The sequence below is a fragment of the Mesorhizobium sp. M0904 genome (genome assembly GCF_040319475.1).
Lineage (GTDB): Bacteria > Pseudomonadota > Alphaproteobacteria > Rhizobiales > Rhizobiaceae > Mesorhizobium.
This window is the reverse complement of the sequence record NZ_JAMYOC010000025.1, coordinates 1-16,807: the sequence shown is the minus strand read 5'-3', so window position 1 is coordinate 16,807 and position 16,807 is coordinate 1. Positions and strand designations below refer to the sequence as shown.

Genomic DNA, 16,807 nt, shown 5'->3' with positions numbered 1-16,807 from the left:
ACCATATTGATAGATATCAAATGATTAGATGTCAACGCATAAGCTCGAGCCGGTTCCATCGGCTTTGCCCTTGTTCTAGTGTCCGACCATGACGCCCTTTGACCGCCCGCCGATCGGGATGAATCTCGCGCGCACCGCCAAGCTGGTTGCGCAGGCTTTCGACGCTGCCTTGGTCGAGGCCGGCGGCACGCTGCCGGTCTGGGTCACGTTGCTGTCGGTCAAGTCGCGGGAGCTGGCCAACCAACGCGAGCTCGCCGGCATGATCGGCATTCGGGGCGCAACGCTGACCCACCATCTCAACGCCATGGAGACGCAGGGCCTGCTGATGCGCCGCCGCGATCCCGAGAACCGCCGGGTTCACCAGGTGGAGTTGACCCAGGCCGGAGAGGCGTTGTTCCTGAAATTGCGCACGGCCGCGTTAGCCTTCGACAAACGGCTGCGGAAAGGGCTGTCCGACGACAGGCTGGCGGAGTTTGCACAGGTGCTGGCTGCGCTGCGGGCCAATGTCGAGAGCTAGAAATTAGGCTAGGAAGACGCCATGCGCGAAATTTCGCTGAAGGATGCCAGGGCTAAACTCTCGGCGGTGCTCGATCAGGTCATCGCGGGAGAACCGGCCGTCATCACCCGGCGTGGCCGCAAGCAGGCGGTCATTCTGTCGTTCCAGGACTATGAAAAAGCTGGCGCGTGTGCCCAGCTTTGGACAATTGCTGGCAGCATTTCCCGGTGATGAGGATGACCTTCCGCCTCGGCCCATCAGGTCGGTTCGCAAGGCCGAACCATGACGGATCTACGCCCGGCTGCCCTGCAGCACTGTCAGCCTGGCCTTTTTCGGCGTCCGTGCCACCAGCCATTCACGCACCCTGTCCGGCGGCATCGGGAAAGCGATGGAATAGCCTTGCACCTGGTCGCAGCCGATCGCCATCAGCGAGTCGAGCTCGGCTTCGGTTTCGGCGCCCTCGGCAACGATCGAGATGCCGAGACCGCGGGCGAGCTCGGTGAGGGCACGCACGATCTTTGTGTTGCCGCTGTTCTCGTTGATGTTCTGGACGAAGCGGCGGTCGATCTTCAGCCGGTCGATCTCGTTTGGATTGACATGGCTGAGCGATGCGTAGCCGGTGCCGAAATCGTCGAGCTCAAGATGGATGCCGGCGGCGCGGATGTGCCGCAGCTTTGCCGCGATACCGGTCTTCTCGTCGTCGAGAATGACGGATTCGACGATCTCCAGCGATAGTTTGTGCGCGGGCAGGCCGGTCCTTTCCAGCGTCCCGAACAGGAAGACTTCGAAATCTGTCTCGCGCAGCTCCGAACCGGACACGTTGACGGCGATCCGGCCGAAGCCGATGCCTGCGCGGTTCCATTCGGCTGCTTCGTTGATCGCCTTGGCAATGACGATGCGGCCAATCTCGGACATCAAGCCGCATTTTTCCGCGATTGGAATGAACTCGCCCGGCGCGATCATGCCGCGTTCGGCATGCCTCCAGCGAGCCAAAGCTTCGATGCCACTGATGGTGCCGTCCGACAGCGACACCTGCGGCTGGAAATAGACTTCGAACGCCTTCTCCGAGATGGCGACCCTGATGTCGAGCTCGAGCTGCTTTCGGTTGTCGAGTTCGCGCCTCAGCTCATCGGAGAAGAACGACAAACTGCCGCCGCCCTGCTTCTTGGCGGAATACAACGCCAGATCGGCATGGACGAGCAGATCCTGCGCATTGTCGGCGTCGACAGGATAGACCGCAATCCCCGCACTTACGCCCGGATGGATCGTCGTGCCTCGGAATATGACCGGTTCATTGAGTTTGGCCAGCATGCGCCTGGCGACGATATCGATGTCCTCGGTGCTGCCGGCGTCGTTGAGGACGACGACGAATTCATCGCCGCCGAGACGCACGTTGAGATCCGACGTACGGCACGAATCACGCATGCGTTGCGCAGCCGCCACCAGCACATAATCGCCGGCGGCGTGGCCGAACGTGTCGTTGATCTGCTTGAACCGGTCGAGATCGAACTGCACCACGGCAACCCGTTCACGCCGTCGCTGCGCGGCATTGATCAACGTATCGAAATGCTCGGTCAGGAAGGTGCGGTTGTGCAGGCCAGTCAGCCCGTCATGCACGGCAATAAAGGCCATGGAATTGCGCGCATCGACCAGCTCGCGGGTCCTGCGCAAGATAGCATTCGACATCGGCCTGAAAATGAAAAGCGCCACCAGCACGATGACGCCGATGGTCGAGTAGAACAATGTGCGGTTAAGCTCGAGAAGTGTTTCGGATCGCTGGTCTGCAAAGGCGCTGATGCGCTGGCCAAGTGCGGCATAGCCCGACAATGTTGCGTTGGCAACGGAAGCGTTCAGGTTGACGCGCTCCTCTCCACCTTTGTAGCCACCATTGCCGGCCATGTTGAGCCGCGATTCGAATGACGAGATCAGGCGTTCGCCGTTGGCGATAAGCCCGACCGAGAAATAGTCGAGATGGAACGGCTTGGCGAAAAGCACGCTCTCGATCGATTTGGGATCGAACCTTGCCGGCGACGCCGGATCGGCGGCGGTCCGCTCGAGCAGCAGATCGTAGTTCTTCTCGAACTCTACCGTCGCTTGCTTGAGCGCGCTGATCAGGGCCGGCTGCTGGTCGCGTGAGGCGGTACCGGTCGCGCCGGCAAGGAAGACGATGCGTTGCGACAGGGCTTTTTGTGTGCTGACCACATCGAGCAGCGCCTGGTTGTGTTGCTGGGCCGCCATCATCTGTTGCAGCAGGATGAAGGAGGCCACGACCATGGCGGCGATGATCAGCAGAGCCAGCCAGTAGCCGGATTTGATGAGGAGTATGAGCCTGCCTGAAACGGCGTGCACCGGCTGCTGCGACATTTTCTGGGTCGGCCCTCTCGCCAACGAATTCTCGTGCGACAACCTTTGGCTTCAAAGTGTTAACAGGTTAGGACGGCAACAGGCCGGCAGCGGCGACCGTGGCGGGAAATCCGCAAGGTGGTTATTGCAATCTTTCGCAGCACCTCCGCATTTGAACATCGTGGCCTCTGCCGTGCCATTGCCGCCACCGAAGCGGTCGCTTTTGCGATGGATTTTTCGTCCGCGCGGCGCGACAGTCCTCATCGATCTCAACAGGGCCTGATCATGACCGCAGCATTCCTTTCCCATATCGACCGCGAGCTTGAAGGGCTCAAATCGGCGCGCCTCTATAAATCCGAGCGGGTGATAACCTCGACCCAATCGGCCGAGATCGAGGTCGGCGGCGAGAAGGTGCTGAATTTCTGCGCCAACAATTATCTCGGCCTCGCCGACAGCGCCGAACTGCGCGAGGCGGCCAAGCAGGCACTCGACCGCTACGGCTACGGCATGGCATCGGTGCGCTTCATCTGCGGCACGCAGGAAGAACACAAGCAGCTCGAGGCGACCATTTCTGACTTCCTCGGCATGGAGGACACCATCCTCTACGGCTCCTGCTTCGACGCCAATGGCGGCCTGTTCGAGACGCTGCTCGGCGAAGAGGATGCGGTCATCTCCGATGCGCTGAACCACGCCTCGATCATCGACGGGGTACGGCTGTCCAAGGCAAAGCGTTTCCGCTACGCCAACAACGACATGGCCGATCTCGAAGCGCGGTTGAAAGAGGCGCGCGACTGTCGGTTCCGGCTGATCGCCACCGACGGCGTGTTCTCTATGGATGGCATCATCGCCAATCTGAAGGGCGTCTGCGACCTCGCCGACAAATATGACGCAATGGTCATGGTCGACGACAGCCATGCAGTTGGTTTCGTCGGCAGGAATGGCCGTGGCTCGGCCGAACATTGCGGCGTCGAGGGCAGGGTGGACATCATCACCGGCACGCTCGGCAAGGCATTGGGCGGCGCGTCGGGCGGCTACACGTCGGGCAGGAAGCAGGTGGTCGACTGGCTGCGCCAGCGCTCGCGGCCCTATCTGTTTTCCAACACGCTGATGCCGGCGATCGCTGGCGCCTCGATCCGGGTTTTCGAACTGCTCCGCAATGGCGATGCGTTGCGTCAGCGCCTATATGCCAACGCAGCGCGGTTTCGCTCCGAGATGGGCAGGCTCGGCTTTACACTGGCCGGCGCCGACCATCCGATCATCCCGGTGATGCTGGGCGACGCGACGCTGGCGCAGGAAATGGCCGCGCGCATGCTGAAGCGCGGCATCTATGTCATCGGCTTCTCCTTCCCGGTGGTGCCGAAGGGCCAGGCGCGCATCCGCACGCAGATGTCTGCCGCCCATTCCAGCGCCGACATTGACCGTGCGGTTGAGGCGTTCGCCGCAGTCGGTCGCGAACTCGGCGTGATTTTCTGAATGACCGGCAGTCGAAAAGCGATTCCGGATCGAGACCTTCAAGGGACTGCAGAATGTCGAACATGATGAAGGCGCTGGTGAAGGCCAAGGCCGAGCCGGGCATCTGGATGGAAGAGGTGCCGGTGCCAGAGATCGGCCCCAACGACGTGCTGATCAAGGTCCGGAAGACGGCGATCTGCGGCACCGACGTCCACATCTACAATTGGGACCAGTGGGCGCAAAAGACCGTGCCGGTGCCGATGGTGACCGGGCATGAATTCGTTGGTACGGTCGCCGATTTCGGCGCGGCGGTGACCGAATACAAAGTCGGCCAGCGCGTTTCGGGCGAGGGTCACATCGTCTGCGGCCATTGCCGCAACTGCCGCGCGGGCAGGGGGCACCTTTGCCGCAACACGCTCGGCGTCGGCGTCAATCGCCCCGGCGCCTTCGGCGAATATCTGGCTATCCCGCAGCACAATGTCGTGCCGATCCCCGACGACGTGCCGGACGAGATCGCGGCAATCTTCGATCCCTTAGGCAATGCGGTTCACACCGCACTATCTTTCGACCTCGTCGGCGAGGACGTGCTAGTCACCGGCGCCGGGCCGATCGGCATCATGGGCGCATTGGTGGCGCAATGCGTCGGCGCGCGAAAAGTCGTCATCACCGACATCAACCCGGTGCGCCTGGCACTGGCAAAAAAGCTCGGCGTCCAGCATGTCGTTGACGCCTCGAAAGAAAAGCTGCGCGATATCATGCCGGCGCTCGGCATGACCGAGGGTTTTGACGTCGGTCTTGAAATGTCCGGTGCCGCACTGGCATTCCGCGACATGATCGATACCATGAACAATGGCGGCAAGATCGCCATTCTCGGCATCGCGCCGACCGGCTTCGAGATCGACTGGAACAAGGTCATCTTCAAGATGCTGCATCTGAAGGGCATCTACGGCCGCGAGATGTTCGAGACCTGGTACAAGATGATTGCGCTGGTGCAGGATCCTCTCGATGTCAGCGGCCTGATCACCCACCGCATCGGCATCGACGACTATATTTCCGGCTTCGAAGCGATGAAGAGCGGCAATTCCGGCAAGGTGGTCATGGACTGGTGAAGGCCCGAAGGAACACGGTGCGAACTGAAAGCTGTCCCGCCAAGGTGCCTGTAATTCTGGCAGGAACCTAGCTTTTCGCCAATGCCGCCTCCAGTGCTGCCACTCCGCCGACAATGGCCACACGCTCGGCGGGGCTCAATCTTGCCAGCAATTCCCGTTCGAACTCCTTCGCCAGCGGCACCATCTCGCGATAGGCGGCAACGCCAGCCTTGGTCAGCCCCAGATGCTCGACACGGCGGTCTTTTTCGTCAGGCGTCCGGCTGAGCCAGCGGCGCCGTTCGAGCTCCGCGACCGCGCGCGAAACCTTGGTCTTGTGCATGGCCGATTGCTCGCCGAGCGCCGTCGCCGTCATCGTGCCGTGCTGTCCAAGCCCGGCCAGCGTGCGCCATTCGGGCCGGGTCAGTCCGTGACGGTCCTTGTAGACCCTTGAGAATTCGCGGCTGACGGCATCGGCAAGCCGGTAGAGCCGGTAGGGCAGGAAGGATTCCAGCTCGAGGATTTCCATGGTTGGCCCTGACTGGGCATGCTGGCGGCTCATGGCGAAATCACCGTTGATGGTTACATTTTCAATGGTTACAAATGAAACCGGTATGGTCAACTCGGAGCATCTTTGCGGATGCGCAAACGATGCTCCGAGACCATGAATTCGGGAGGGTTCCATGGCCTACTCCTACATGCCGGGTTTCGGCAATGACTTCGAAACCGAGACTTTGCCGGGCTCGCTGCCGCAAGGGCGAAACTCGCCGCAGCGGCCGGCCTACGGCCTCTATGCCGAGCAGCTTTCCGGCTCTCCTTTCACCGCGCCGCGCGGCACCAATGAGCGCTCCTGGCTTTATCGGATAAGGCCGAGCGTCAGGCACACCGGCCGCTTCAAAGCGGCGAATTATCCGCTCTGGAAAAGCGCGCCGAACGTCGGCGACCACCAGCTCGCACTCGGCCAGTATCGCTGGAGCCCGGTGCCGATGCCCAAGGAGCCGACCGATTTCATTGCCGGCATGCGCTCGATCACCACCGCCGGCGACGTGCTCGGCCAGACCGGCATGGCGGCACATGTCTATGTCGCCAACCGCTCGATGGTCGACGATCATTTCTTCAACGCCGACGGCGAGTTGCTGGTCGTGCCGCAGGTTGGAGCCTTGCGCTTTGTCACCGAGATGGGGGTCATCGAGCTCAGGCCGGGCGAGATCGCCGTGCTGCCGCGTGGTCTGGTGTTCAAGGTCGAACTGGTGGATGCCGAAGTGCGCGGCTATGTCTGCGAGAATTACGGCGCCAAGCTGACGCTGCCGGATCGTGGCCCCATCGGCGCCAATTGCCTGGCCAATCCGCGCGATTTCAAGACGCCCTGTGCCTGGTTCGAGGACAAGGAGACACCATGCCGGCTGATCGCGAAATGGTGTGGTCAGTTCCATGTCACCGAGCTCGACCATTCGCCGCTGGATGTGGTGGCGTGGCACGGCAATTATTCGCCCTACAAATATGATCTTGCGACCTTTTCGCCGGTCGGCGCAATCCTGTTCGACCACCCCGATCCGTCGATCTTCACCGTGCTGACCGCGCCGAGCGGCGAGGAAGGCACCGCCAATATCGATTTCGTCATCTTCCCGCCGCGCTGGCTTGTGGCGGAAAACACTTTCCGGCCACCCTGGTATCACCGCAACATCATGAGCGAGTTCATGGGCCTCATACATGGTCAGTACGATGCCAAGGAAGAGGGCTTCGTGCCCGGCGGCATCAGTCTGCACAACATGATGCTGGCTCACGGACCCGATGCGTCTGGCTTCGAAAAAGCCTCGCGCGCGGAGCTGAAACCGGTCAAGCTCGACAATACCATGGCCTTCATGTTCGAGACACGCTTTCCGCAGATGGTGACCCGCTATGGCGCCGAGCTCGAAACCCGGCAGGACAATTACATCGATTGCTGGGCCGGCCTGAAGAAGCGCTTCAACGGCACGCCCGAGGGCGACTGGTCTTGAGCGCCGTCGCGTGACGGATCGTCTGGTGCTTCTTGGCTCGAAGGGTGGTCCCGCGCTGCGGCCGGGCGGGCCGTGGCCGAGTTCGTCGCTGCTGGAGATTGGCGGCCGCACCATTGTCGTCGATTGCGGGCTGGGCGTAACGCGCGGGCTGACCGGTGCCGGCATCAGCCTGAAGGCGCTCGACCTGATCTTCATCACGCATTTGCATTCCGACCATGTGCTGGAACTTGGACCGTTGATCCACACCGCATGGACGGCCGGCCTGGCAACAAAGGTCACCGTATTCGGCCCGCCCGGCACCGGCCATTATTGGCAACGCTTTTGCCAGGCGATGGAGTTCGACATCGAGATCCGCATCGCCGATGAAGGGCGGCCGGATCTCCGCGACCTGGTCTCGATCGTCGAGTTTGGTGAAGGCCAGGTGGCGGAAGAGCGCGGTCTCAAAATATCGGCCTTGCGCGTCGACCACCCGCCGGTGACGGACTGCTTTGCGCTGCGCTTCGATCATGCGAGGCAAGGCGTCGTCTTTTCGTCGGATACGGCGTTCTTTCCGCCATTGGCGGATTTCGCCCAAGGCGCCGACATACTGGTCCACGAGGCCATGCTGGAAGTGGGTATCGAGCGGCTGGTCGCGAAGACCGGCAACGGCGCAAGGCTGAGGGAACACCTGCTTGCCAGCCATAGCTTTGCCGAGGAAGCGGGCCGCATCGCCAGTGATGCAGGCGTCAAAAGACTGGTCCTCAACCATCTCATTCCCGCCGACGATCCCGAGATCGACGAGGCCGACTGGATTGCCGCCGTCAGGAAAACATGGGCCGGCGACTTGACGATCGCACGCGACGGCCTTGTTGTGGGGCTGCAGCATGATCCCGAAAAGTGGAAACCGGTTATCGGAAGAGATCATGCGTAAAACAAAAATCAAAGCAGCACCAAAGCTGCGCCAGGAGAGGAAACCGCATGAAGCTTGCCACATTGAAGGATGGGACGCGCGACGGAAAGCTTGTCGTCGTCTCGCGCGACCTGACGCGGTTCACCGATGCTTCGTTTCTGGTGCGGACGCTGCAGGCCGCGCTTGACGGCTGGCATCGGATCGCGCCGCATCTCGCTGCCATGGCTGAATCGCTGGAGAATAATGCGGTGCCGTCGGCTCGCTTTCACGAGCATGACGCCCATTCGCCGCTGCCGCGCGCCTACCAATGGGCCGATGGCTCGGCCTATGTGAACCATGTCGAGCTGGTGCGGAAGGCGCGCGGCGCCGAGATGCCGGCAAGCTTCTGGACCGATCCGCTGATCTACCAGGGCGGCTCGGACGCTTTCCTCGCACCGCGGGACCCAATCCGCATGACCGACGAGACCCTTGGCATCGACATGGAAGGAGAGGTCGCGGTCATAGTTGACGATGTGCCGATGGGCGCAAGCCTCGAAGAGGCGCGGGCAGCGATCCGCCTGGTCATGCTGGTCAACGATGTGACGCTGCGCAGCCTGACCGGACCTGAGCTTGCCAAGGGGTTCGGCTTCTACCAGTCGAAACCGTCATCGGCCTTTTCGCCGGTAGCGGTGACGCCGGAAGAGCTGGGCGATGCCTGGGACGGCGGCAAGGTCAGCCTGCCGCTGCTGGTCGATCTCAACGGCAAACCGTTCGGCCGGGCGAACGCCGGCATCGACATGACCTTCGACTTTCCGGCGCTGATTGTTCACGCCGCAAAAACGCGGCCGCTGGCCGCCGGCACCATCGTCGGTTCGGGCACCGTCTCCAACAAGCTTGACGGCGGGCCGGGCAAGCCTGTCTCGGCAGGCGGCGCCGGCTATTCCTGTATCGCCGAGTTGCGTATGATCGAGACTATTGAGGCCGGCGGACCGAAGACGCCCTTCCTGCGCTTTGGTGATACCGTGCGCATCGAGATGAAGGACAGGGGCGGGCATTCGATCTTCGGCGCCATCGAGCAGAAGGTCGAGAAATACGAGGGGGCAAGAGAATGACGGGCGAGACATTCTATCTGCTGTGGAGTGTCTGGGCCCTTGTCATGCTGGCGATCTTCATCCTGGCGATCCGCCTGAGCTATCGCATCGAGGCGCGCTCGCCCGGCCTGACCAACCGCAGCGGCTTTCCGCGCAAGGCGATGATGTTTCACACCGTCACCAACACCAACGTCGCACAGGACCAGGAAACGCAAGCCATGCGGCGGCGCATGATCGGGCTCCTGCTGATTGTTCTCGCTGGATTTCTGCTAATGTGGGCAGGCCTGTCTTTGGTCCGGTCAGCGGCGTGAAGTCATGGACCTGCTGAACCATTTCCGCCGCATGGCAGCCAACAATCTCTGGTCGAACGACCGGCTCTATCGTGCCGTGCTGCAGCTTGAGCCCGGCGAATTCGAGGCTGAAAGGATAAGCTTCTTCCCATCGATCAAGGCAACGCTGAACCACATTCTCGCGGTCGATCACCTCTATCTCGATTTTCTCGAAGAGAGCGGCGTCGGCGCCGCCGCCCATGACGATTTTGTGCCGTTCAATGATACCAAGGCGCTTTTTGTTGCACAGGCGGAGGCCGACCGGCGGCTGATCGCCTTTTGCGACCGCCTGTCGGCGGACGATCTCGAGCGCCCCGTTCTGACCGACCGGCGCGAGGACGGCATGATACCGGAGCGGATCGGCGATTTGCTCGCGCATCTCTTCATCCACGACATCCATCATCGCGGCCAGGTGCACGCGATGCTGTCCGGTACCTCCGTGAAACCGCCGCAACTCGACGAGTTCTTCCTTGATTACGATGTGAAACTCAGGAAAGCGGAGGTTGAGCGCCTGGGCTTGCGAGACCAACTGCTTGGATAATCATGCCAAAGCCACATCGTAACGGGCGAAATGCGGGTCGGATGTCAGGATGGTGAGGTTCTCCACTTGCGCCTGCGCAATCAGAAGCCTGTCGAACGGATCACCATGGTGGTGGGGTAGGCCGCCGACGGCGTTCGCGTGCTGGAAGGTTACGGCGAGCGGCTGAAATTGCATCCTTGGAAGCAGCGTTGGCAGATCGTCCGGCGCATTAAGTTTTCTGATCGAACGTTTGATGGCAATTTCCCAGACGCTTGCCGCGCTCGCGAACACCACCGCTTCCGAAGCCAGAATAACGCGGTGGTGCTCGCTGAGACGTCGATCGTCCGAAATCGACCAGAGGATGATGTGTGTGTCGGCGAGAAACGGGCCGACCGTCATTTCACGTACTCATCCCACTCGGGACCGAGTTCATCAAAATCGTCCGCAATCCAGATCTTGCCCTTCAACGCGCCTATCCGCGGCAGGGGTTCGGCCACTGCCGGAGCTACGATCCGCGCCGCCACCTTGCCGTGGCGTGTGAGCACGATCTCCTCGCCGGCTTCCGCGCGGCTGACGAGTTCCGACAATTTGGCCTTGGCTTCGGCAATAGAAACATTCATGACTCGATCCTTTATGACCATAATTTAGGTCATAATTGATCGAGACGCAAGTCCGGTCGGGTTGCCTACTACGCCGCTTGCACCTTCAGCACGCCGCGCTTGATCTGGTCCTGCTCGATCGATTCGAACAAGGCGCGGAAATTGCCCTCGCCAAAACCTTCGTCGCCCTTCCTCTGGATGAACTCGAAGAAGATCGGCCCGATGACGGTTTTCGAGAAGATCTGCAGCAGGATCTTGGTCGTGCCGCCGTCGACCACGCCTTCGCCGTCGATCAGGATGCCGTGCTTCTTCATCCGCTCGATCGGCTCTTCATGGCCGTTCACGCGGGCGAAGGACATGTCGTAATAGGTCTCGGGCGGGCCTGGCATGAATTTCAGGCCGTTTTCGGCCAGCCTGTCGGTGGCGTCGTAAATGTTATCGGTACCGACGGCGATGTGCTGGATGCCTTCGCCATTGTACTTCTTCAGATATTCGGCGATCTGGCTGGTCTCGTCCTTGGACTCGTTGAGCGGGATGCGGATCTTGCCGCAGGGCGAGGTGATGGCGCGGCTGACCAGGCCGGTGATCTTGCCGTCGATGTCGAAGAAATGGATCTGCTTGAAGCCGAACAGGTCGCGGTAGAAATCCCACCATTTGTCCATCTGGCCGCGATAGACATTGTGGGTCAGGTGGTCGAGATAGTAGAAGCCGACGCCCTCGGGCCTGGGGTCGCGCTCGCCCAGCCAGTCGAACTCGGCGTCATAGGCCGAGCCCTTCTCGCCGTAAGTTTCGATGAAATAGAGCAGCGATCCGCCGATACCGACGATCGCCGGCACATCGAGCGTCTTGTCGTTGCCTTCATAGGGCGTCGCGCCCTTGGCTACGGCGTGGTCGAAGGCATGCCTGGCATCGACCACCCGCCACGCCATCGAGGCGGCGCAAGGGCCGTGCTTGTCGACGAATTTCATGGCATGCGAGCCGGGTTCGGCATTGACGACATAATTGATGTCGCCTTGCCGCCAGACGGTAATGTTCTTGCGGCGGTGCTTGGCGACCGGCACATAGCCCATACGGGTGAACAGTTCGGCGAGCTTCTGCGGCTCAGCATGCGCGAATTCGACGAATTCGAAGCCGTCGGTACCGGCGGGATTGGTTTTGCTGATCTTGGCGGGCGGTGCGTCGTGCGGGAAGGGACCCATGGCAGTGTCCTCCAAAGCTGTTTGGCCTGGAAAGGCCATCTCAACCTAATGATAGCAAGGACGCAGTGCATGGTGCTTGCATTCAAACGCTTGAAATGATCAGGTAATGCGTGAATTGTGCATGTATGGAGAGAAACCCATGGATGATGCGCGCATCGACCAGTTTGACCGCAAGATAATGGCTCTGCTGCAAGGCGATGCACGGCTGACCAACAACGATCTGTCAGAACGGGTGAATCTTTCCGCGTCGCAATGCTCGCGGCGTCGCCAGCGGCTGGAGGAGGACGGCTACATCAAGGGCTACCGGGCGGTGCTCGACCGCGACAAGCTCGGTTTTTCCCTTGTGAACGTCATCTCGGTGACGCTCGCAACTCACAACCGCGACAATGCGCGGCGTTTCGGCGAATTGGTGGCACGGCTGCCGCAAGTGCAGGAAGCGCACGCGCTGACCGGCGAGATGGACTATATATTGAAAGTGGTGACGCCCGACCTGAAGTCGCTGTCGGAATTCGTCAACGGCGTATTGCTGCCGCACGAATCGGTGCAACACGTGAAGACGGCGATCGTGCTGGAGACGCTGAAGGAGACCGGCGCGCTGCCGATTTGATCGTAGATACGGGAGGCGACATGGAAATAAAATCAACGCGATACTATATGCTGCTGTTTCTATCGATGTCTGCCGTTTTCTTGGCAACGACCTTCATTGTCGTTTACCTTGTGCCAAAATCAATCTATCTTGTGCCTCCAATTGCCGTAGTAATCGGATACACAAAGCCAGTTGGCGCGAGAATTTCCTTCAGAAATGTGCTGTCGTCGTTGGTATATCTTATAATAGGAAGTTTCTTTGCATACTTGGTAGCAAAGGGAAGTGATGCCGCAAGGGGAACCTTCATTAGTTTATTTCTGGCGTTGCTCTACCTCGAATACATCAAGGATAGAGGTGCAAGGGGCTGAATCGGCCAGCCGTATTGGAGTTGCTTTGGCTCTTCAACTCTTCGACTGCTTGATCAGCCCATAGAGATTAGTGCAGCGGGCGCCGGACCGGCAGTAAGCGAAGACCGGGCCTTCGAGTTCGTCAAGCGCCTCGGCCTGGTCCTCGACATTCTCGGCCGTGATCTGGCCGCTGATCACCGGGATGTAGCGGAAGGCGAGCCCGGCGCCCTCGACCGCCGCTTTGACGGTGTCGGCCGATGGCTGGCCGGGCTGCTCGTCGTCCGGCCGGTTGCAGATCACGCTCTTGAAGCCGGCGGCCTTGATGGTCGCGACATCTTCGGGCTGGATCTGGCCCGAGACTGAATAGTCCTCGCTTATCTGACGGTATTCCATGGCGGTGTCCTCGCAATCTGGTTAGCGGCAGTCTTGCCACTCCCTGACCCGGTCGGCAATCCGCGCGAAAAGAAATCCATCCGCGCAGATAGGGATTTCGATGCCGGAAATCCAGCCGGGCTAACGCGGTACGTCGCCAGGACGCATCATGCGCCAGCCCGGCTGAATGAACCGGATCGGTCGGCTCAGCTTCCTAGGATCGCGCCTTTGATCTGGGCGATGTTGTTGTGCATCAGGTCGATATAGGTCGCGGCCGGGCCGTCGGGCTGCGACAACGCATCGGAATAGAGCGTGCCGCCCACCTTGATGCCGGTCTCGCTGGCGATCTGCTCGATCAGCCGCGGGTTGGTGATGTTCTCGACGAAGATCGCCGCCGCCTTGTCCTGTTTCACCTGGCTGACCAGCTTGGCGACGTCGGCAGCGGAGGGCTCCGACTCGGTCGACACGCCTTCCGGGGCCAGGAACGTCAAGCCGTAGGCCTGCTCGAAATAGCCGAAGGCGTCATGCGAGGTGATGACGACGCGCTTCTCCTGCGGGATCGACTGGATCGCCGCCTGCACTTCGCCCTCAAGCGCCTCGAGCTTTTGCGTATAGGCGGCTGCATTGGCCTTGTAGCTGTCGCAACCCGCAGCGTCGGCCGTGCAAAAGGCGTCGGCGATGTTCTTCACATAGATCTTGGCATTGGCGATCGACTGGAAGGCATGCGGATCGGTGACCGTCTTGCCGCCATCGGTTTCCGCGCCTTCGGCGGCATCGGCCTCGGCGAATTCGGGTTTGAAATTGATCGGCGTGACCCCCTTGGTCAGCACGGCAATCGAAGCCTTGGTGGCGCTGGCGTCGACCAGGCGCTGCAGAAAACCTTCGAAATGCAGGCCGTTGACCAGCACGATGTCGGCCTTGGCCATCGCCACCGCATCGGCGGGGCTCGGCTCGTAGACGTGGGCGTCGCCGTCCGGCCCGACGATGGTGGTCAGATCGATGCGGTCGCCGCCGACATTCTTGGCGAAATCGGCGATGATCGTGAAGCTGGCGACCACCTTCAACGGCTCAGCAAAGGCCGAAGATGCGCCAAAGGCGGTTAATGTTATAACGCTCACGGCCAAGGCGGCGCGGATCGATTTCAGCATGGACAGTTTCTCCTTGTTGGGATCAGGCAGTTCTGTGGCGGTGATGGACGATGCGGGCGCGCAGGATGCCGCGCGTGCCGAACAGGATCGAGGCGAAATAGACGACGCCGGCGGACAGGATGATGGCCGGGCCGGATGGCAATGACGCATGGTAGGACAACAGCAGCCCGGCAATGCAGGAGGCAAAGCCGATTACTGTGGCCAGCACGCACATCGGCTCGACGCGCGAGGTCCAGAAGCGGGCCGCCGCTGCCGGCAGCATCATCAGCCCGACCGACAGCAAGGTGCCGAGCGCCTGGAAGCCGCCGACGAGGTTGAGCACGACGAGGCCGAGAAAGATGAAATGCACCGGGCTGCCCATCCGGCTGACCGAGCGCAGGAACAAAGGGTCGAGGCATTCGGCGACCAGCGCCCGCCAGAAGATGGCGAGGCTGGCCAGCGTCACCACGACGATGCCGCCGATCAGCGTCAGCGCCTCGTTGTTGAGCGCCAATACGGTGCCGAACAGCACATGCATGAGATCGACGCTGGAGCCGCGGATCGACACCATGAGCACGCCGATGGCCAGCGAAATCAGATAGAAGGCCGCCATAGAGGCGTCCTCGCGCTGGATGGTGAAGCGCGAGACGGCGCCGGCGCCGAGCGCCACGATGATGCCGGCGATCAGTCCGCCGATGGTCATCGGCAGGATCTCCAGGCCATAGAACAGGAAGCCGGCGGCGGCACCGGGCAGGATGGCATGCGCCATGGCATCGCCGGACAGGCTCATGCGCCGCAGCATCAGGAACACGCCGACCGGGCAGGCGCCGAGCGACAGCATCATCGAACCGGCAAGCGCCCGCTGCATGAAGGCGTAGTCGGCGAAAGGAGCGACGAAAAGACCGTAAAGCACGTCCATCATGCCGCCCTCGGCCCGGAGCCGTGATGATGGTCGTGGTCATGGCTGTGCTCGTGGCCACCGTGATCATGCTCGCCGGGCTCACACCACGGCGCGTTGTCTTCCCAGGCTTCGTGGAAGCGGCGCGCGCGCAACAGATTCTCCGGCTGCAGCGTCTCCCTGGTCTCGCCCCAGGCGATCGGCTGGCGCGCCAGGAGCAGTGTTTCGGGGAAATTCTGCCGCACCAGATCGAGATCGTGGACCACAACCATGATCGTGCGTTCCTCGCCGTGCCAGCGCTTGATCAGCGCGATCAGGTCACCGACCGTCTTGGCATCGACGGCGTTGAACGGCTCGTCGAGCAGGATGAGCTCGGCATCCTGCAACAGCACGCGGGCAAACAGCGTGCGCTGCAGCTGGCCGCCCGACAACGTGTCGATCGGCCGCTTCTCGAAACCGCCTAGGCCGACGGCCATCAGCGCCTTGCTGACCGAGTCGCGGTCTTCCCTTGTATAGCGGCCGAGCATGCCGCGCCGCGGCCACAGGCCAAGTGAAACCAGGTCGACGACACGGGCCGGAAAGGAGCGGTCGAGCTCCGATTGCTGCGGAAGATAGGCGGCGCGTACGCCGGGCGCCCGGATCACCGCGCCGGCCATCGGCTTCAGAACGCCGACGATGCCCTTCATCAGCGTCGACTTGCCGGAGCCGTTGGCGCCGACGACCGCCGTCAGCGATCCCTTGCGGATCGTACCATTGAGGTGGTGGACCGCAGGGTGGCTGTTGTAGCCCAGCGTCAGGTCGCGGAAGGTCAGGCAGGTTTGGCTCATGTGACGATCCATGGGGCGACGATCGGTGCTGCAGGGGCGGATTCGATATGTGATGTTATTACATTAGTCAACAAGCCAATCGGGCGGAATTGCGGCCGGGCCGTCATGTTGTGTGCTTTGGCTTGGCTCAAGAAGTTCCGCTCGAGCGGCCTTGCTCCCGGCGAACCCGGCCCCTAAACAGGCGCAGCTGACAAGAGGAGAAGGAATATCCAATGAGCATTCGTCGCATCGATGTAGGCCCACGCATGAGCCAGATCGTCATCCACGGCAACACCGTCTATCTGGCCGGTCAGGTCGGCAAGCCGGGCGGAAACGTCGGCGCCCAGACCAGGGACATTCTGGCGGCGATCGACGAATTGCTGGCCAAGGCCGGCACCGACAAGACCAAGATCCTGCAAGCGATCATCTGGCTGGCCGACATGAGCACCTTTGCCGAGATGAACGCGGAATGGGACAAATGGGTGCCGCAGGGCAACACGCCGGCCCGCGCCACGGGCGAAGCGAAACTTGCCGGACCGGAATATCTGGTCGAGATCATTGTTACCGCGGCGATTTGAGAATGCGGCTCTAACCCTCCCCCTCGAGGGCAGGGCTATCGCATATGAGTGATGGCATTGATGAGATAGTCATCGTTCCAGGCGCATTTCTTGATGCGATGGCTGATGGGGACT

The 16,807-nt window shown here is 61.3% G+C and carries 20 protein-coding genes and 1 pseudogene; 12 read left to right on the top strand and 9 right to left on the bottom strand.

Going from position 1 to position 16,807, the window contains the following annotated elements; genetic code table 11:
* Positions 1–88 precede the first annotated feature (88 nt).
* Together NKH80_RS24005 and NKH80_RS24000 are read left to right on the top strand one after the other, a co-directional pair.
* Complete coding sequence (locus NKH80_RS24005) at positions 89–517, top strand: MarR family winged helix-turn-helix transcriptional regulator (protein WP_352650328.1); 429 nt, start codon at positions 89–91, stop codon at positions 515–517.
* 21 nt (positions 518–538) lie between these two features.
* Positions 539–782: pseudogene (locus NKH80_RS24000) on the top strand (type II toxin-antitoxin system Phd/YefM family antitoxin).
* 5 nt (positions 783–787) lie between these two features.
* Here the strand turns inward: NKH80_RS24000 and NKH80_RS23995 are convergent.
* The gene (locus tag NKH80_RS23995) at positions 788–2,860 is read right to left on the bottom strand and encodes a putative bifunctional diguanylate cyclase/phosphodiesterase (RefSeq protein WP_352993937.1); all 2,073 of its coding nucleotides are present in this window, start codon (positions 2,858–2,860) and stop codon (positions 788–790) included.
* A gap of 264 nt (positions 2,861–3,124) precedes the next feature.
* On the opposite strand from NKH80_RS23995, the gene NKH80_RS23990 reads away from it, so the two are divergent.
* Together NKH80_RS23990 and tdh are read left to right on the top strand one after the other, a co-directional pair.
* Positions 3,125–4,312: a glycine C-acetyltransferase gene (locus tag NKH80_RS23990; RefSeq protein WP_352993934.1), complete on the top strand. Its 1,188-nt coding sequence runs from the start codon at positions 3,125–3,127 to the stop codon at positions 4,310–4,312.
* Between the two features lie 53 nt (positions 4,313–4,365).
* Positions 4,366–5,400 (top strand): L-threonine 3-dehydrogenase, encoded by a 1,035-nt coding sequence (gene tdh / locus NKH80_RS23985; RefSeq protein WP_352993930.1) that lies wholly within the window; start codon positions 4,366–4,368, stop codon positions 5,398–5,400.
* Between the two features lie 67 nt (positions 5,401–5,467).
* Here tdh and NKH80_RS23980 read toward each other — a convergent pair whose 3' ends face one another.
* Entirely contained in the window at positions 5,468–5,905 is a 438-nt protein-coding gene (locus NKH80_RS23980; protein ID WP_352994049.1) for a MarR family winged helix-turn-helix transcriptional regulator, read from the bottom strand.
* A 154-nt stretch (positions 5,906–6,059) separates the two neighbouring features.
* Between NKH80_RS23980 and hmgA the strand changes: the two genes are divergently transcribed.
* Genes hmgA through NKH80_RS23955 form a run of 5 tightly spaced genes read left to right on the top strand, consistent with a single transcriptional unit; the run spans position 6,060 to position 10,202 of the window.
* Positions 6,060–7,373: a homogentisate 1,2-dioxygenase gene (gene hmgA, locus NKH80_RS23975; RefSeq protein ID WP_352802458.1), complete on the top strand. Its 1,314-nt coding sequence runs from the start codon at positions 6,060–6,062 to the stop codon at positions 7,371–7,373.
* Between the two features lie 10 nt (positions 7,374–7,383).
* The gene (locus NKH80_RS23970) at positions 7,384–8,283 is read left to right on the top strand and encodes an MBL fold metallo-hydrolase (protein ID WP_352993927.1); all 900 of its coding nucleotides are present in this window, start codon (positions 7,384–7,386) and stop codon (positions 8,281–8,283) included.
* 47 nt (positions 8,284–8,330) lie between these two features.
* On the top strand, positions 8,331–9,353 hold the full coding sequence (locus tag NKH80_RS23965; RefSeq protein WP_352883958.1) for a fumarylacetoacetate hydrolase family protein: 1,023 nt from the start codon (positions 8,331–8,333) through the stop codon (positions 9,351–9,353).
* Positions 9,350–9,643: a hypothetical protein gene (locus NKH80_RS23960; RefSeq protein ID WP_352883956.1), complete on the top strand. Its 294-nt coding sequence runs from the start codon at positions 9,350–9,352 to the stop codon at positions 9,641–9,643. The genes NKH80_RS23965 and NKH80_RS23960 overlap by 4 nt, the downstream gene beginning before the upstream one ends.
* A 4-nt stretch (positions 9,644–9,647) precedes the next feature.
* Positions 9,648–10,202, top strand: coding sequence for a DinB family protein (locus NKH80_RS23955; RefSeq protein ID WP_352883954.1), 555 nt, complete (start codon positions 9,648–9,650; stop codon positions 10,200–10,202).
* Here NKH80_RS23955 and NKH80_RS23950 read toward each other — a convergent pair whose 3' ends face one another.
* From NKH80_RS23950 to hppD, 3 genes are all read right to left on the bottom strand, one after another.
* The gene (locus NKH80_RS23950; protein ID WP_254817486.1) at positions 10,203–10,580 is read right to left on the bottom strand and encodes a type II toxin-antitoxin system VapC family toxin; all 378 of its coding nucleotides are present in this window, start codon (positions 10,578–10,580) and stop codon (positions 10,203–10,205) included.
* Entirely contained in the window at positions 10,577–10,801 is a 225-nt protein-coding gene (locus NKH80_RS23945) for a type II toxin-antitoxin system Phd/YefM family antitoxin (protein WP_254817725.1), read from the bottom strand. Before NKH80_RS23945 ends, NKH80_RS23950 begins: the two co-directional genes overlap by 4 nt.
* 68 nt (positions 10,802–10,869) lie before the next feature.
* Positions 10,870–11,979 carry a 4-hydroxyphenylpyruvate dioxygenase gene (gene hppD / locus NKH80_RS23940; RefSeq protein ID WP_352883951.1) on the bottom strand — a complete coding sequence of 370 codons (1,110 nt, stop codon included), beginning with the start codon at positions 11,977–11,979 and terminating at the stop codon, positions 10,870–10,872.
* Positions 11,980–12,118: 139 nt separating this feature from the next.
* Here hppD and NKH80_RS23935 point away from each other — a divergent pair, with 139 nt between their 5' ends.
* Positions 12,119–12,586, top strand: a complete 468-nt coding sequence (locus NKH80_RS23935; protein ID WP_352525401.1) for an Lrp/AsnC family transcriptional regulator — start codon at positions 12,119–12,121, stop codon at positions 12,584–12,586.
* A gap of 20 nt (positions 12,587–12,606) precedes the next feature.
* On the top strand, positions 12,607–12,933 hold the full coding sequence (locus NKH80_RS23930) for a hypothetical protein (protein WP_352993924.1): 327 nt from the start codon (positions 12,607–12,609) through the stop codon (positions 12,931–12,933).
* Positions 12,934–12,966: 33 nt separating this feature from the next.
* Here the strand turns inward: NKH80_RS23930 and NKH80_RS23925 are convergent, their stop codons facing one another.
* From NKH80_RS23925 to aztA, 4 genes are all read right to left on the bottom strand, one after another.
* Positions 12,967–13,305 (bottom strand): protein tyrosine phosphatase family protein, encoded by a 339-nt coding sequence (locus NKH80_RS23925; RefSeq protein ID WP_352993921.1) that lies wholly within the window; start codon positions 13,303–13,305, stop codon positions 12,967–12,969.
* Between the two features lie 185 nt (positions 13,306–13,490).
* The gene (aztC, locus tag NKH80_RS23920) at positions 13,491–14,432 is read right to left on the bottom strand and encodes a zinc ABC transporter substrate-binding protein AztC (protein WP_352501460.1); all 942 of its coding nucleotides are present in this window, start codon (positions 14,430–14,432) and stop codon (positions 13,491–13,493) included.
* A gap of 22 nt (positions 14,433–14,454) precedes the next feature.
* Complete coding sequence (gene aztB / locus NKH80_RS23915) at positions 14,455–15,330, bottom strand: zinc ABC transporter permease AztB (RefSeq protein WP_254817491.1); 876 nt, start codon at positions 15,328–15,330, stop codon at positions 14,455–14,457.
* Positions 15,330–16,136, bottom strand: coding sequence for a zinc ABC transporter ATP-binding protein AztA (aztA, locus tag NKH80_RS23910; RefSeq protein WP_352993918.1), 807 nt, complete (start codon positions 16,134–16,136; stop codon positions 15,330–15,332). The genes aztB and aztA overlap by 1 nt, the downstream gene beginning before the upstream one ends.
* A gap of 212 nt (positions 16,137–16,348) precedes the next feature.
* On the opposite strand from aztA, the gene NKH80_RS23905 reads away from it, so the two are divergent.
* On the top strand, positions 16,349–16,693 hold the full coding sequence (locus NKH80_RS23905) for a RidA family protein (protein WP_023674415.1): 345 nt from the start codon (positions 16,349–16,351) through the stop codon (positions 16,691–16,693).
* Positions 16,694–16,807: the final 114 nt, after the last annotated feature.